This is a genomic window from Undibacterium sp. FW305-107 (assembly GCF_058788535.1).
In genome coordinates, this window is sequence record NZ_JBYTAV010000022.1 from 1 (window position 1) to 15,499 (window position 15,499).

Genomic DNA, 15,499 nt, shown 5'->3' on the forward strand with positions numbered 1-15,499 from the left:
GTGGCTGCGGTCATGGCGGCGGCACAGCGTCTTGGTGTCACCAAGATCGGTATGGTCGGGAATGAGCAGTTCTTGAAATGATAAATACGCATTTCATGACGTTTTCGGCGTATCAATGCTGAGTTATTAAGGTATGATAGAAAATTGGCAGGGTTACCCCTGCCATTTTTCATATTCGCGGGTTGGGCTTTGCGTATTTCTAAGCTGCAATCCCAAAGTTTATTAAATTTATTGATTGAGAGATCAACATATGAAGCAACTTCGCTTGTCTCGTATTGCTGTATTGTTTGCAGCTATTGGCTTTGCAGCCGCTCCGGAATTAACAAATATTGCAGCAAATCAAGCTTATGCCCAAGAGTCCATGCGCCCTGAGATTGGCCGCATCGTACAAGCTGCTGGTGAGTTGTACAAAGCGAAGAAATTCAGAGAGGCGCTGTCAAAGATTCATGAAGCCGACAGTGTTGGCGGCAAGACAGTCAATGAAAACTTCACCATTGAGCGCATGCGCTTGTCCATCGCTTCTGCCGCTGGCGACAATGATACTGTGATCCGTTCAGCTGAAACCATTGTTTCTGCGAATAAACTGGGTGGTAAAGAGCAGTTGCAAATGATACAGGTCCTGGCGAATGCCTATTTCAAGGCAGGTAACTACGGCAAAGCTGCACAATGGTATAACCGCTACTATGCTGACGGTGGTACAGATCCTTCGCTGCGCCCTTACCTCACACAAGCCATGTTGCAGAGTGGTGACAGTGCAAAGGCAATGAAGGAAATCAATGCAGAATTGGCCGCCGATGAAAAAGCTGGTCGTACACCAAGCCTGACCAATCTCGAATATCAGTCCAATGACGCTCTGAAGCGCAAGGATCTGGCTACTTACTCCAGTGCTCTGGAAAAGATGGTGGCTTACCACGGTAAGAAAGAATACTGGGTTAATCTGTTGAATAACATCGAAAGAAAACCAGGTTATTCTGATCGTTTGAAACTGGACTTGATGCGCTTGAAGCTGGCCTTGGGTCAAATCACCAAGAGTGCTGATTACATGGACATGTCTTTGTTTGCGATTCAGGCTGGCTATCCGGCTGAAGCAACCAAGATCATTGACGCTGGCTACAAGGCTGGCGCATTAGGCGAGGGTAAAGATGCTGACCGTCACAAGCGCTTGCGCGACATGGCAAATAAAACCCAAGCTGAAACTACCAAAGGTCTGGCTGCAAGTGAGGCGGAAGCCAAGGCTGCCAAGGATGGTAACGGTCTGGTCAATATCGGCTATGGTTATGTGACTGCTGGCAACTTCGACAAAGGCATCACCATGATAGAAGAGGGCATCGCCAAAGGTGGCCTCAAGCAAGAAGATGATGCCAAATTGCACCTTGGTATTGCTCAACTGCAGGCAGGCAAGAAAGCCAATGCGATCAAGACCTTGAAAACAGTGCGCGGCACAGATGGCTCAGCTGATCTGGCACGTTACTGGGTCATTTACGCAAATCAGTCTGGCAAGTAAAGAAGTAATTTGATGTAAACAACAAAGGCGCCATACTACACATATGGTGCCTTTGTTTTGTCTGTCTTGCCTGATTTAACTTGCGACTTGATTGCGCCCGTTATCTTTGGCGCGATACAAGGCGAGGTCTGCGCAGCTGATGAGCTCATTGCTATCCTGGCCTGTCACTAAAGTGGCGACTCCAAATGAGCCCGTAATATGGGGGAGAGGTTTTTGGCGGTCAACAAATACCTTGGTTTTGCCCAGCCTGCTGCACAGCCTTTGCGCTACCCCCATAGCAGATTTATGATTGGCCCCAGGCAGTATGACCATCATCTCTTCACCGCCATAGCGCGCTGCAAAGTCGCTGGGACGCAAACCTGCATTTAATACTTTTGCGGCAGTCTGCAAGGCGTCGTCTCCCAGCAAATGACCATGTTCGTCATTAAAGCGCTTGAAGTGGTCCAGATCTACCATAATGATGCTCAGGGCTGCGCCGGTAGCATGGGCATGCTGAACCATGCCAGGTAGTTGTGCGTTCAGCCAGGCGCGGTTATGCAAGCCTGTCAGACCATCTACCATTGATAGCTGGCGATAAAATTCACCTACTTTTTGGCGGCTACGGATTTTTGCATTAGCAGCGCGTATGCGGAAGGATAAAAGCTGCAAGAGGTTGCGGGCTACGCCATTTGATTCGTCGATCAGACGCCACAAGGTTTCTGCTTCTATCAACAATAATTCGCTTTCGCTGATGGCGGAGATGGTCGCAGAATGAATTTCTTCATCAAGAACCGAGATTTCTCCCACGCACTCACCGGGCAGATACTGCGTGATGGTATTTTCCAGCTGATTGCTTTCTTCGGTCAGGCGGCTGACACCCAGAGCACCTTTCAAGACGATGTACAGTTTCGCACCCGAACTATTGGCATCCAGAACAATCTGTCCTGTGTATGCCTTGACTACCAGGCAATCCTTGATGATATCGGCAATGAGTTTTCTATTGTCCTCAGTAATATCGCGGAAAAGATGGATATCTTCGATACGATAATCCGTTTCCCTGAAAAGCATGAGTCGTTCCAAAATCGTTTTATCCAGATACATGAGGCAAAATTAAGAATGTCAAAGTACGATCTGATCCATGGCATCGAAACGCATTTCAGTTTCACGGAAAATGCTCAGGTAGTCAGCTTCACCAAGCCCTAGCGTATCCCAAGCCGCTTGCGACAGCAAGGGCAGCATATTGTTTTCATCATGTGCGAGGTCAAGTGCGTGCACAATTGCATTTGCTACATGTACGACTGAGGCAAGGACGTTCAGATTTTCTTGCTCAGGATGATGATGTCCGCGTATGGCGTCACAGACAGCTTCAGAAAAATTCCAGTGCGTTGCCAGCGCCACACCAGCGTCTACATGGTCAATGTGCAGGATGCTGCGTTCAGCCTCAATTAAAAGACAGTCGGCATTCTTTTGATGGCGCAAAACCTGATCATAATTTGCTGGATAAGCAGTAACCAGCACCAGCTTGCCTATGTCATGCAATAAACCCGCAGTGAATGCAAAATCATGCTTCATGTGCAGTGCACGTGAAATCAGCTCGGCACAGATTGCCGTTGCGACGCTGTGACGCCAGAATGCCTTGAAATCAAATGCAGGACAACTCGCTGTTGGGAATTTGTTCGACAAGGCCGTCATGCGTATGAGGTTTTTCACATTCTTGACGCCCAACATGGCAGTTGCCTGCTGCAAGGTGACTACCTTGGAATTATTGCCGTAGTAGGAGGAGTTGGCGAGCCTTAACAGTTTCGCGGTGACGGAATGATCCAGGGCGATTTTTTCAGTCACCATATCCAGACTGCTTTCCTCATCGTCAAGATTCTGCAGCATTTCCATGGCGACTTCTGGCAAGGTAGGCAGGTCCTTGATTCTTTTAACCATGTCTTCCAACTGCACTTTGAATTCGTTGGTATCAGTCATTTTGCTTCACCCTGACGGTAATGAATGACATAGGATTTCAAGGTGCTCGCAGGTTCAGCATCAGCTACGTGGCGGAAAATTTTCTCCATCCGGCTTAATTTTGTTGCAAGATCCTCAATTTGTTCTTGTTCAGTGCCAGTTTCACCTTCAACCGACAACTGATGTATGTCATGTTGGGCAATCGCTAGTAGCATGCGCTCAGTCAAGGTGGTACCGGCTGGCAGTAATACATGGCCAACCTTATCAAGCAAATCATCGGCCAACACTGTTCCCGGAGTGACCTTGGAAAGTGGCAAGTAGTGGTAATGTCTGTTCATGGTGCTGGCCTCGCAGAATCAGCGTGCTGGTCAATAATCAGAACTCATTTCATCAATAGGGTGAGATGTGCCTTATCTATAGCCTCAGTGTAATTAAAAATTACCTAAAGGAAAGTTGATTTTTATTAAGACGCACAAATCAGATATGCTTGGTGATGAATATGACAAAATATCAATTGATATTGAATATACTACACCTGTCGCAGAGTCTAGTTTGATTCTGTAATTTACTTCAATTAACTATGTGATATCGTCATATTAGAACGTATATCAATACTCATCTTTATTCTCAAACAGGATCCATCATTAAACAAATCATCCAACGTCGCCCACGTCTTTTGCTCACTTTGGGCTTCGGCAGCCTGGCGGCGATTTTGCTACCTGGGTCGGTTTCCTGGATTACCCGTGCGCTTTGTGGCTGGAATGTCGCTGTGTGGACATATCTTTTCCTGATGGCCTGGCTAATGATGTGCGCAGATAAACATGCGGTACGCAAGATGGCTCAGCAAGAAGATGAAAGTGCAGTGGCGGTACTGGTGTTGCTGTCCCTGGCAGCAGCCATCAGTTTGCTGGCCATCATCCATGAGTTGTCTGGCATGGCAGGTGCCAGTAGTGAAGCCAGAGTCATCAAATACTTGTTTGCCATCAGCACGGTGCTGGGCTCATGGTTGCTGCTGGGCGTAATTTTTTGTTTTCACTACGCCTTGCTGTTTTATAGTGCACCGCAAGACAAGCCAGCCTTGCACTTTCCTGAAGATGAGGACATGCCTGATTTCTGGGACTTTTTGTATTTTTCTTTCACCATTGCCGTTGCAGCACAAACTTCAGATGTGATGGTGATGAACCAGCAGACACGCAAGACTGTGCTTGCGCAATCCGTGCTTAGTTTTTTCTTTAACGTGGCAGTCGTCGGTTTTTCCGTCAATATTGCTGCTGGCCTGGTGGGGAACTAGGCAAAGTAAGGAGCAGCCGTCGTAGTCGCAACTGCCCTCACTCTTAATATACCCTAGCGCCAGTGGTGATCATGGTGGCGTTCACGTCTTTCTTCGCGCCATTCACGCCATTCACGTCCGTAATGCCTGTCGTGGTGCCAGCCATGACGGTCACGCCATGGACGACCATAGTTTTGCTCTACATAAACGTGTTCTACATAAGGTCTGGGAGAGCTTAAAACGATGGGGACGCCACCAAGATTGACATTCAGGTTGACACCGTAGGGCAGGCGACTACCGCTTTGCCAGACGCCGCCATTCGTCCAGTACCAGTTACCTTGCGCTGGCGCGTAGTACACCTGATGCGACGGGTAATAGACGTAATTGTAGCTGCGCACTACCTGATGTACTGGTGGCACCGGGTGCCAGCGATGATCCCTGACATATGCATCATGGGCAAACACTGTATTTGCGCTTGCAGCACAAATCAGCAGGGTCGATAACAGGCCTTTGATGAGTTGACTGGTTTTCATGGCATATCTTCCTTCGTTTGGATGTTCATATAACGCTGCCAAGAACAATGAGGCTGACAGGAATTTGTATATAGCCATGTAAAACTGCAAGCAGATGTTACAGCCATGGAGTGCATCCATACCAGGCGCTTATGGCGCGCAGTGAAATTTTCATACTACAGCGCAAGCTTTTCATGATAAAAAGCCTGCACACTTATCCCATATTGAACACTATGCTGCTTACCTACATCTGGACAGGTTTTTTTCTGATCGGCTTTATTGCGGCCCTGGCGCAATGGCTGATACTGGGTGATGTGGAAGTATTCAAGCGCATCATGGATGGGACTTTTGAATCTGCACGCATAGGCGTCATGGATATTGCCTTGCCACTGGCCGGTGTCATGACTCTCTGGCTGGGTATCATGAATATAGGTGAAAAAGCCGGGGCAATTGATTTTATCGCTAAAATAATCGCGCCCTTTTTTGCCAGGATATTTCCTGGTGTGCCGAAAAATCATCCTGCCAATGGCCACATGGTCATGAATTTTTCAGCGAATCTACTGGGACTGGATAATGCAGCCACTCCCTTTGGTCTGAAGGCCATGGAGAGCCTGCAAAGCCTGAACCCCAGCAAGGACGAAGCCAGTGATGCGCAAATCATGTTCCTGGTGCTGCATACTTCGGGCCTTACACTGATCCCTCTGGCTATCATGGCACAGCGTGCAGTGCTGGGGGCGAAAGATCCCTCTGACATTTTTATACCCTGCATGATTGCTACTTACGTGGCTACCGTGGTTGGCCTGATTGCTGTTGCCATCCGGCAGCGCATTAATTTATTTGACCGCGTGGTGATTGCCTGGCTGGGTGGTCTGACGAGTTTTATCGTTGCCCTGGTCTGGTATATGAGTCAGCACATGAGTCGTACCGATATTGAAGTATTTTCCAAAGTCAGTGCCAATCTCTTGCTGTTCAGCATTATCATCAGCTTTATGCTGGGGGCGATGCGCAAGAAAGTGAATGTGTATGAAGCCTTCATTGAAGGTGCCAAAGGCGGCATTCAGACTTCGCTGACGATTATTCCTTACCTGGTTGGCATGCTCGTCGCAATTGGTGTTTTGCGCAATTCTGGCGTGTTGGGTTTTGTTGTTTCTGGTTTTACCTGGTTGTTTACGCAAATGGGTTTGAATACTGACTTTACTTCAGCCTTGCCGACAGCCTTGATGAAGCCGCTTAGCGGCTCAGGCTCACGGGCAATGATGGTGGATGCCATGAAGACGTATGGCGTGGATTCTTTTGTTGGCCGCCTCGCCTGCATCTTCCAGGGTTCGGCTGATACTACCTTTTATATCGTCGCCCTGTATTTCGGTTCGGTGGGCATACGCAAAACCCGGTATGCGATTTCCATGGGCTTGCTGGCTGACTTTGCCGGCGTGGTCGCAGCGATTTTTGTCGCTTACCTGTTCTTTCATTAAAATTTCGCCACATGCAACTGAGCTTGCATGTGGCAGACCACGCTGTTTTATTGGGGCACAAAATCCAGTCGCAGCACAGGATAAACCTGATAGCGCTTGTCCCATGACGAATGGCGCTGTGCAAAGAACTCCAGGCGGGCAGTGGCGCTCTTGGCAAATTCAGGATCTTCTGCAATTCGCTTGTCGAACGCTGCTTTCAATTGCGTATCGCTCGCGAGTTGTTCGCGAGCTACATCTTCGGCCACATAGGCTTCCATATATTCTTTGCGTTCAAACGCACCATTGAACCAGCCCCAGTTGACCAGCGCATCCGGTGCTTGCGGCTCAAACAGGCCTGCAACGAGACGTGCTTTTGCCTGCGCAATGGGAATGAATAAAGCACCTTTGCGCACGCTTTGTGTCTGGTTTCTCCATAAACCTTGCAGCTTCATGGTTTGCCGTCCTTCAAATGACTGTGGCTGCAAGCTGGCCTTGCTGGTAGCGAACTGATCAGCAGAAATGACATTCAAATCGGTATTGATCGTGCGGAATTCTATACCGTGCTGTTGCAGTTTTTCTGCGACAGCTTTGCTATAAGCGACAGGGACGATGTAGCCCCCCTTGGGTAAGGTGATTTGTGCATCTGGCACAATCTCATCGCGCAGTTTTACTTTCCAGATTTGTGGCTTGCTTTCATCATAGCGCGTCATCAAGGCCCCAGAAATATCGGACATGGTGCGCGTATAGGCATAACCACGGAAATCTATGTCCCTGGCCTTTTCCGTGGTCTTGTAAGTGACAGACAAACTCTGGCCTGCCAATTGCACGGCACGCTGGTCTGCTGCCCTGGTAGCTGTCAACCATTGCGCTCCATTAGCTGCAACTTGCTCCAGCACTGAAACTACAGTGTTGCGGGTGATGCGTACACGGGTAGCGTAGTCTTTCCATGAATGGGTTTCTACCAGCATGCCAAAGCGATTGCGCAATACTGGGTAACCACTGGAAAAACGTGGCGGAGGAACACTGTCGATAAAGCCAGACATGGGGTCATCTTCACGCACGAATGACATATAAAATGACTGGGGCAGAGAGCCCTGCCTGGTCAGGTCTGCGATAACATTGTCACGCAAGGCTTTGCCAGCCTCACGTAATGCCATATCGCCGGAATTAACTGGCTCTACCTGTATTGAAATATCATGTTCAAATTTGGCACCGTCGGTCACATGCAAATCAATCACTGCCAGCGGATCCCAGGTATTAATCAGCTTTAGCATGGCCTGCATTTCAGGCGCATCTGCTTTCACATAATCCCGGTTCAGATTGAAGTTTTGCGCCGTAGTACGCCAGCCCATTTCTTCCGGGCCACGCTGATTTGGCCGGTTCCATGCACCAAAGCGTTCATGTCCGTCTATATTGAAGACCGGGACAAATAATAAGACTTGCTTGTCCAGCAGATGCTCTGCCGTCTTGTTGCCTGTCTTGTTGTCCAAAATCTTGCGCAGCGCCAGAAAACCGGCATCCTTACCGTCTATCTCACCAGCATGTATGCCACCCTGTATCAGCGTTACCGGTAAAGCTTTCTTTGCCACCTGGGCGGGTGTGAATGCACCACTGCGCGTGATCAGCAGAGCCAGCATGGGGCGATTTTCTGGTGTCCTGCCAAATTCCAGACAGCGCACTTCTTTGGGGTAGGTTTTCTGGAAAACCTGACACAGCTTTTCCACTTCTTCATAACGCCCGGTTTTTTTGAAGCCGCTTTGTTCGGCGATCGTTGTCAAAGGCGTCGCCGCCTGAGCCACTGCCAGAGGCAGGCCAGAGCCTGCAATCAAGCCGCTGATAATGCTCAGTTTAAAAATTGAATATGCTGGTTTCATATGGAGATCAATATTTATATGTTGAAATTGAAAACCTAAGCTGTGGCAACTTTATGTTGCCACCATCTTGCCTTGTCCTTGAGCTGGTCTTCATCTACAGTCTGCAGTTTGCGATCAGCCATCAGACAGCGTCCGTTAACCCAGACATGGCTGACCTGTTCGCGTCCGGCGGCATAGACAATTTGTGAGGCAGGATCAAACAGCGGCAGGGTTTCAATGGCAGACAGGTCAATCGCAATCACGTCAGCGAGTTTGCCTGCTACCAGGCTACCAATTTGTTGGTCTATGCCCAATGCTTTGGCACCGGCCAGTGTCGCCATTTCCAGCGCATTGCCAGCGTTTAATGCAGTCGGGTTACTGGATACTGCTTTCGCCAGCAATGCTGCCATGCGAAGATCACCGAGTAAATCCAGCTTGTTATTGCTGGCAGCTCCATCCGTGCCTATACCCACATTGACACCGGCAGTTTGCATTGCATGGACAGGTGCAAAGCCGGAAGCCAGTTTCAAATTGCTGGCCGGATTATGAGCGATATGTACGCCTTGCTGTGCCAGCAGTTTGATTTCATCTTCATTCGCATGCACCATGTGGGCGGCAATCAGGCGTGGTGACAGCAGTCCCAGATTATGCAGGCGCTGCAAAGGGCGTATGCCATGATCCCTGATACTGTCATTGACCTCATCCATGGTTTCATGGATGTGGCAGTGTATGCCCATGTCATGCTTGTCCGCCAGCGCGACTATTTTTTTGAAAGTTGCGTCTGACACTGTATAAGGCGCATGCGGGGCGAGGCGGAAAGACACCCCGCTTTGCCCCTTGAATGCCTGATGCGATGCCAGTGCTTTTTCCAGATAGCCGTCGGCGTCCGCCGCATAGCCAGTAGGGAATTCCAGCACACTGCAACCGACCACAGTGCGCATGCCGGTATGCAGGCCTGCGCGCGCTACATCGTCATTGTAGAAATACATGTCATTGATGGTGGTTGTGCCACCGCGCAGCATTTCTCCCATGGCATACACGCTGCCATCGAAGACGAATTCTTCTGATACATGTTTTTTCTCGGCTGGCCAGATATGATTGTGCAACCAGTCCATCAGGCTCAGATCATCTGCCAGTCCACGCAAAAGTGTCATGGCAGAATGCCCGTGCAGATTGACCATGCCGGGCATGACCGCATGCTCCGGCAGTTCTACATGCTGCGCATCAGGGTGCTGCAGGCGAGCGTCGGTACTGCTGAGTATGTCCAGGATTTTTTCGCCTTGCATGACCAATGCATGTCCATGAAGGACAGTGGCACGTGGCTCTATAGGGATCAGGTATTTTGGGTGTAAGCAGGTTTTCATTTTATTTGGCTCCACAATTGATCATGCATTATAACCAGTGTCATTAAATCTTGATTTTGATGAGCCTGATCACATAAGTGCGAAGTAAGTGCAAATGAGTGAGCCATGTGACAGACCTTAATTGAAAATGCCATAATAGGGTCTGGCATCAGAAATCAGGAGCAGATATGGATTACCTATTCCCCCCAATACAGCAAGCAGCCGTACCCATAGCTGGTGGTACTGCCTATTTCCCCGTACACAGGATTTACTGCGTAGGGCGTAATTATGTAGAGCATGCAAAAGAAATGGGTTGGACAGGCCGTGAGCCACCATTTTTCTTCATGAAGCCAGCTGATGCTGTCCTACCCGTAAAGCAGGGTACGGTTGGTGAAATGCCCTATCCACCGATGACAGTCAATTTGCATCATGAAGTCGAGCTGGTGGTAGCAATAGGCAAGGGTGGCAAGAGTATCCGCACCGAAGATGCACTTAGCCACATCTGGGGATATGCGGTCGGGCTGGACATGACGCGCCGTGATTTGCAGGCTGAGGCCAAAGATCAGGGCAGACCCTGGTGTACTTCCAAAGGCTTTGATTTTTCGGCACCGATAGGACAGATCCACAGGGCAGATACGGTGCAAGGCATAGAGCAAGCCAGCATACACCTGGATGTGAACGGACAGGCCCGGCAAAATAGCGATACTGGTAAATTGATCTGGAACCTGGCTGAAATCATCGCCTGTTTATCTGAACTCTACACCCTGCAACCTGGTGACCTGATTTTTACTGGAACGCCAGAAGGCGTAGCCGCGGTGCAGCGTGGTGATTTGCTGGAAGCCTCGATCACGGGTTTGAGTGATTTGAAAATCAAATTGGTGTAAGCACAGTCATGAAACTATACGGTTATTTTCGTAGTTCGGCCTCCTACCGCGTCAGGATCGCTCTGAATCTCAAAGGGCTCGATTATGAGCAGGTTGCCATTCATCTGGTCAAAAACGGTGGAGAGCAATTAGCACCTGCTTACAAGGCACTGAATCCAGATGGACTTGTACCTGCCTTGCAGGATGAGCTGGATGGTGAAACTGCCACGCTGACACAGTCAATGGCAATCATTGAATACCTTGATGAAGTTTATCCAGACATTGCCATGCTGCCGTCCAAACCTCTGGACCGTGCTTACGTAAGGTCTTTGGCTCTGTCCATTGCCTGTGAAATTCATCCGGTCAATAATTTGCGAGTGCTCAAATACCTGTCAGGTACCCTGCAAGTCAGTGATGAGCAAAAAAATGCCTGGTACCGGCATTGGTGTGAAACGGGTCTGGCTGTGCTGGAGCAAAAACTGGCTGCCGATAAGCGTACCGGCCGTTTTTGTTTTGGTGACGTGCCGGGATTTGCAGACTGCTTCCTGATACCGCAGATTGCTAATGCCCAGCGCTTTAACTGCGATTTGAGCAGCATGCCTACAATCATGCGTATACACCAGGCTTGCAATGAACACCCTGCATTTATCAAGGCAGCTCCAGCAAATCAGCCAGATGCAGAATAACAGAGTCAGCTCATTTCCACGGGCAGCTCCATAGCTTGAATTTACTTTTTAAAATAAAAAGGGCCAGAAAACTGGCCCTAGTCATTTCCGCCGCTTAAGCTGTTTTGATGAGCAATCTTAATAAGCAAAATTGATAAAACTCTAATTGGGTATTTCTGGATTATCGTGGCTGTTTGCCAGCGTATCGTTGAGTACTGAAATCAGCAGTGAGCGTGTCAATTTCGATTTGGTCGTGTAACCATCGATGGCAAAGGCTTCACTGACTTGTTGTTCCGGGGCATAACCTGGCTGCCCTGTCCTCAATACAATCCGCAGATTGGGCAATGACATTTCATTGCGTATGATATTGACCAATTTTAAACCTGCATCGACAGTTTCCATCACCACGTCCAGCAATACCAAAGCGATATCAGGATTAGCGCTGATAATGCCATATGCTTCTTTGGCAGAATAGGCATGTATGAATTCTAATGGTTTGCCATGAATTTTTACGCCACTTAATGCCAGTAATGTCGTGTCATGCACATTGCTGTCATCGTCTGCGATCAGGATTTTCCAGGGATGAAGTTCCAGTTTGGGTTGTAAAGACTCTTCGTCTTCTTCAATAAAATCAATGACATCATCATCCTGGTTCGCACCCAGTACGCCATCAGAGACTAAATCACTACCCAGATATGAATACATGCCAAGAGCCGGCGATCTTTCATTCTTTGCCAAAATGTCACAATTCATTTGTGCCAGAAAAAGATCATTTTGTAACAAGCCGGGTGTTCTACTGTGTTGATTCTTCATCAGTTTGCTCCCTGTTGCTTGAATAAGTTCCAATTCAATCTTATGTGAAGCAGACTGCATAATCAAGACCAAAGAAATGGAAAATGTTAAATAATGATTATTACAACACTAGCCTGTAACATAAATTGATATTCGTCGCCAACTGTGCTGATTTTCAGTGCTACTATTTAATTCATAAAATTAAATTCGCTGATATCAGAGTCAAATATAGCGCAACATCAGGCAAATTCAGCTTGATTGTATAGATTTAATTCATTATTCAAATCGTCAAAAAGCAGCACACCTGAATCGAGAATGGCTATGGGGTTCGAAGTGTTTTTGCAAAGGCTGTCTGGATAGTCTACTTATGCCTTCCATTTATCTCCCCGTAGCCATCTTAACGTCACTGGTCACTTCATTTCTGACCATGCTGATACTGTTTTATGTCCAGCATTTACATGTGCATGCCAGGGCAACCAGATGTTGGGCTCTGGCCTATGCATGCCTGGTCGTGCAGCAGTTGTGCTATTTCCTGGGCAATGCGCAGATGCCGGTTTTCAATCTGGTTGCTGATGTATTTTTGTCTGGCTATATCTGTTACTTGTGGGCGGGAACGCGCATTTTCCACGGCGTCACGGTTTTCGTCATGCCTGTCATGCTGAGCTTTGCAGTTGCCGTTCTGTGGTTACTGATGGCCTTCCTGACAGCAGTTATTCCTCTTTGGCGCATGCTGCCGGTTTACCTGGCCTCTGGCCTGGTCATGCTGGCAGCCGCCATGACTTTTTGGCGCGCACGCAGCGAAAAACATATATTTGGTTTTATTCTGCTGGGCGTACTGATTTTCATCAAAGGCCTGTACCTGATTGTCTCATCAATTTTGCATCAGCACCCTGAGTATGCAGCGCTTGGACTGGAAGCAGCCGCCTTGCTGGATCTGGCTATCGGCATGCTTTTTTTGGTGGCTGCCTTATTGCGTCAGCAAGACGATGTCGAACGCATCAATGACAATTTGAAGCAAGAGATGGAGGAGCGCAAAAACATAGAGCGTCTTTCCAAAGACCGAGAGACCCTGTTTGAAAAAGTTTTCCAGATGGTGCCTGATGTGCTGGCTATCTGCCGCGAAAAAGATGGTCGTTACCTGGACGTGAATCGTCATTGGGAAACAATCACTGGGTACTCCAGAGATGAAACTTTAGGACGCTATTCACTAGAATTAAATCTATGGATGGATGTCAGCCGCCGAGCTGAGATGCTGGCCGCTTTAAGGCGTGACGGCGAAATCAACAATTTTGAAGGCATGTACCGACATAAACTGGGGCATCCTTATCATGTGCTGATCTCGGGTACGCGTTTTGATGTTGGCGGTGAACCTTATATTGCCTACGCCTTGCAAGATATTTCAGCCCTGCGCAAGGTGGAACAATTGCAGGAGCAGGCAGAGCGCGAATTGCAGGAGCGAGAGAAATTGCTATCGACTGTATTTCAACTGGTGCCCGATACTCTGACGATCACCCGGATGGCGACAGGTGAATATGTCGATGTCAACCGCAACTGGGAACCCATGTCTGGTTACACCCGCGAAGAAGTTCTTGGGCATACGTCGAATGAAATACATCTGTGGGACCAACCGGGGCAAAGAGATGAACTGATCAATCAAATACGCTTGCATGGCGAAGTCAGGAATATGCAGATCGCATTTCGCCACAAGCAGGGTTTCATCAGCAATTGCCGTGTGTCAGGCTCGAAATTTGAGGCCGGGAATGAGACTTATCTGCTACTCTCATCGCGCAATATCGATCAGGAGCTGAGCGCAGAGGCTGCACGCCTCCAGGTCGAATCTCTGCTGCGCGAGAATGAGCAAAAATATTCTACGCTCTTTCAGTTATCGCCGATTCCCCTGGGTTTGGTGGATGTGCAAACCGATTGTATAGTCGAAGTCAATGATGTCTGGCTCAAGGAGTTAGGCTACCAAAGGCAGGACATCGTGGGCCGCACTACTTTGGAAATGGGCTTTATCCAGCAAGCTGAAGTACGGTCAAAATTTAATGAAGACCTGGGACGCGACAAGAAAGTAGATCAGCTCGAAGTCCACATCAAGGATCAGGCAAGGCAGGAGATGATTTTCCTGTTGTCGGCCAGGTTGATCAAGATGCATGGCAAGTCCATGTGTATTTTCTCTTTGCTTAACGTGACCAGGCAGGTGCAGATAGAGCAGGAAATTCGTGAAATGACGACGCAGCTTGAAGAACGTGTGAGATTGCGTACGCTTAATTTGCAGCAGGCCAATGCCGAGCTTGCTGCTGCAATGGAGTCATTGCGACACACTCAGGATGAATTGGTGCGTTCAGAAAAAATGGCTGCCCTGGGTTCGCTGGTGGCAGGCGTGGCACATGAGCTGAATACCCCCATAGGCAATAGCGTGACCGTTGCCAGTACATTGCAGGACAAGACCAGAGACCTGGTGCGCGATATCAGTGAAGGGCGGCTAAGGCGTTCAGTACTTGATCAATATCTGGACAATGCGACGACGGGAACCGCCTTGCTCATGCGTACACTGGGCATGGCGCGTGAACTGATACGCAGCTTCAAGCAAGTTGCTGTCGATCAGTCCAGCAGCCAAAGGCGGCAATTTGATTTGCAGGTGGCACTGGATGAACTCATCGTCACTTTGGCGCCCATGTATAAGAACACGCCTTACCACCTGGCGACCATGCTGGAATCAGGTATTGTCATGGACAGTTACCCTGGACCTCTTGGGCAAATTATCACCAATTTCATGACCAATGCGCTGACGCATGCATTTGAACATCGTGACACCGGCAATATGCACCTAACTACCCAACTGCTGCCCGGTCAACAGGTGAAAATCATTTTTGCCGACAATGGCATAGGCATGACAGAGCAAATACAAAAACGCGTATTTGATCCCTTTTTTACGACCAAATTGGGGCAGGGCGGATCAGGCCTGGGTATGAATATCGCCTATAACCTGGTGACCGGTGTGTTGGGTGGTGAAATACAACTGGAGAGCAAGCCAAATGAAGGGACGCGTTTCATTTTGATCATCCCTCTGGTTGCCCCGCAATTGAGTGCTGAGAACGCAAAAAAGGTGCTGTGACCAGATTGCCGCCTGGTTTGGCCATTACTTCAGTTTCCAATAGCATGCACCAAATTGTCAGCTTGAATGTCTTTTCTATAAGTTAAGCCTGATAAAAGATGATTTTATGGCAATATTGGTTCTTTATTTGACGAACTGATATGGTAACGTCTGCCAATTATTTTTCCGGTATCTGCAATATTCGCCATTATTGTGC

13 protein-coding genes and 1 pseudogene are annotated in these 15,499 nt (G+C 48.5%); 7 read left to right on the forward strand and 7 right to left on the reverse strand.

The features are described from left to right. Positions 1-81 (forward strand): annotated as a pseudogene (locus tag AC3WQT_RS28500) (biopolymer transporter ExbD); the annotation flags it as partial. Between the two features lie 169 nt (positions 82-250). Beyond that, positions 251-1,504 carry a tetratricopeptide repeat protein gene (locus AC3WQT_RS28505; RefSeq protein ID WP_492709350.1) on the forward strand — a complete coding sequence of 418 codons (1,254 nt, stop codon included), beginning with the start codon at positions 251-253 and terminating at the stop codon, positions 1,502-1,504. 75 nt (positions 1,505-1,579) lie between these two features. Here the strand turns inward: AC3WQT_RS28505 and AC3WQT_RS28510 are convergent, their stop codons facing one another. From AC3WQT_RS28510 to AC3WQT_RS28520, 3 genes are read right to left on the reverse strand one after another with little or no spacing between them, the layout of a single operon-like run. Then, the gene (locus AC3WQT_RS28510) at positions 1,580-2,551 is read right to left on the reverse strand and encodes a diguanylate cyclase (RefSeq protein WP_492709352.1); all 972 of its coding nucleotides are present in this window, start codon (positions 2,549-2,551) and stop codon (positions 1,580-1,582) included. 51 nt (positions 2,552-2,602) lie between these two features. After that, on the reverse strand, positions 2,603-3,457 hold the full coding sequence (locus AC3WQT_RS28515; RefSeq protein ID WP_492709353.1) for an HDOD domain-containing protein: 855 nt from the start codon (positions 3,455-3,457) through the stop codon (positions 2,603-2,605). Next, positions 3,454-3,774: a hypothetical protein gene (locus AC3WQT_RS28520; RefSeq protein WP_492709355.1), complete on the reverse strand. Its 321-nt coding sequence runs from the start codon at positions 3,772-3,774 to the stop codon at positions 3,454-3,456. Before AC3WQT_RS28520 ends, AC3WQT_RS28515 begins: the two co-directional genes overlap by 4 nt. A gap of 374 nt (positions 3,775-4,148) precedes the next feature. On the opposite strand from AC3WQT_RS28520, the gene AC3WQT_RS28525 reads away from it, so the two are divergent. Further along, a complete protein-coding gene (locus AC3WQT_RS28525; RefSeq protein ID WP_492709418.1) occupies positions 4,149-4,727 on the forward strand; it encodes a DUF1345 domain-containing protein in 579 nt (192 codons plus the stop codon). Positions 4,728-4,780: 53 nt separating this feature from the next. Here the strand turns inward: AC3WQT_RS28525 and AC3WQT_RS28530 are convergent, their stop codons facing one another. Beyond that, entirely contained in the window at positions 4,781-5,239 is a 459-nt protein-coding gene (locus AC3WQT_RS28530) for a hypothetical protein (protein WP_492709357.1), read from the reverse strand. 212 nt (positions 5,240-5,451) lie between these two features. Between AC3WQT_RS28530 and AC3WQT_RS28535 the strand changes: the two genes are divergently transcribed. Then, positions 5,452-6,690: a nucleoside recognition domain-containing protein gene (locus AC3WQT_RS28535; RefSeq protein WP_492709420.1), complete on the forward strand. Its 1,239-nt coding sequence runs from the start codon at positions 5,452-5,454 to the stop codon at positions 6,688-6,690. A 47-nt stretch (positions 6,691-6,737) separates the two neighbouring features. Here the strand turns inward: AC3WQT_RS28535 and AC3WQT_RS28540 are convergent, their stop codons facing one another. Then, positions 6,738-8,543: a M14 family metallopeptidase gene (locus AC3WQT_RS28540; RefSeq protein WP_492709359.1), complete on the reverse strand. Its 1,806-nt coding sequence runs from the start codon at positions 8,541-8,543 to the stop codon at positions 6,738-6,740. 35 nt (positions 8,544-8,578) lie between these two features. Further along, positions 8,579-9,886 carry a TRZ/ATZ family hydrolase gene (locus tag AC3WQT_RS28545; protein WP_492709361.1) on the reverse strand — a complete coding sequence of 436 codons (1,308 nt, stop codon included), beginning with the start codon at positions 9,884-9,886 and terminating at the stop codon, positions 8,579-8,581. A 167-nt stretch (positions 9,887-10,053) separates the two neighbouring features. Here AC3WQT_RS28545 and AC3WQT_RS28550 point away from each other — a divergent pair, with 167 nt between their 5' ends. Then, a complete protein-coding gene (locus AC3WQT_RS28550; protein WP_492709363.1) occupies positions 10,054-10,749 on the forward strand; it encodes a fumarylacetoacetate hydrolase family protein in 696 nt (231 codons plus the stop codon). A gap of 8 nt (positions 10,750-10,757) precedes the next feature. Then, a complete protein-coding gene (gene maiA, locus AC3WQT_RS28555) occupies positions 10,758-11,414 on the forward strand; it encodes a maleylacetoacetate isomerase (RefSeq protein ID WP_492709365.1) in 657 nt (218 codons plus the stop codon). A 141-nt stretch (positions 11,415-11,555) separates the two neighbouring features. Here maiA and AC3WQT_RS28560 read toward each other — a convergent pair whose 3' ends face one another. Continuing rightward, positions 11,556-12,206 carry a response regulator gene (locus tag AC3WQT_RS28560; protein ID WP_492709367.1) on the reverse strand — a complete coding sequence of 217 codons (651 nt, stop codon included), beginning with the start codon at positions 12,204-12,206 and terminating at the stop codon, positions 11,556-11,558. 346 nt (positions 12,207-12,552) lie between these two features. Here AC3WQT_RS28560 and AC3WQT_RS28565 point away from each other — a divergent pair, with 346 nt between their 5' ends. Next, the gene (locus tag AC3WQT_RS28565; RefSeq protein WP_492709368.1) at positions 12,553-15,303 is read left to right on the forward strand and encodes a PAS domain S-box protein; all 2,751 of its coding nucleotides are present in this window, start codon (positions 12,553-12,555) and stop codon (positions 15,301-15,303) included. The last annotated feature ends 196 nt before the right edge of the window (positions 15,304-15,499 follow it).